The following is a 725-nucleotide window of genomic DNA, read 5'->3' on the forward strand; positions in this document are numbered from 1 at the left end:
GATCACCGACGCCGACGGCAACCCGATCGGCGCGGCGACCAGCGCCGGCATGGGCGGCACGGCGGTGGGCGCCAGCGCGCAGGCCGTGGGCGACCTGAGCTCGGCGTTCGGCATCGGCGCCTACGCCGCAGGTGCACTCTCGGTGGCGAGCGGTCCGGTGGCCAACGCGCTGGGCGATTACTCGATCGCCAGCGGCTACGGTTCGGCTGCCTTCAGCACGTCGAGCATCGCCATCGGCGATAGCAGCCAGGCCGCCGGGGACAACAGCATTGCCATCGGCGGCAACGCGTGGACCGGCTATGCCGGCTTGGGCCTTGAAGCGCCCAATGCCGTGGCGTTGGGTTACAACAGCTTCGCCTTGGGTGTCGGCAGCATGGCGCTGGGCGCCGGCAGCTTTGCGGCCGAAGACAACTCCGTGGCGCTCGGCTCGGGTTCTTACGCCGATCGCGCCAACAGCGTATCGGTAGGTGACGCGGGCGCCGAAAGGCAGCTGACCAACGTGGCCGCCGGCACCGAAGATACCGACGCGGTCAACGTGGCCCAGCTGGAAAGCACAGTCGGCGGCGCCACGGCGATGTTCCAGGCCGACGGCGCCAGCGACGGCACGGAAGATGCGCTGGCCTTCGGCGAGCACAGCACGGCCGGCGGCGCGGCCAGCGCCGCACTGGGTACCGAAAGCTCGGCCTACGGCGCCGGCGCCTACGCGACCACCGACAACGGCACTG

Annotated in this window: 1 protein-coding gene; it reads left to right on the top strand. The window is 70.9% G+C overall.

Going from position 1 to position 725, the window contains the following annotated elements; all coding sequences use genetic code 11:
- Positions 1-725 (top strand): YadA family autotransporter adhesin (locus OSC30_RS16795; RefSeq protein WP_425474766.1); only part of this gene is annotated, 725 nt, incomplete at both ends.

This window comes from Frateuria hangzhouensis (assembly GCF_026410505.1).
Classification (GTDB): domain Bacteria; phylum Pseudomonadota; class Gammaproteobacteria; order Xanthomonadales; family Rhodanobacteraceae; genus Frateuria_A; species Frateuria_A hangzhouensis.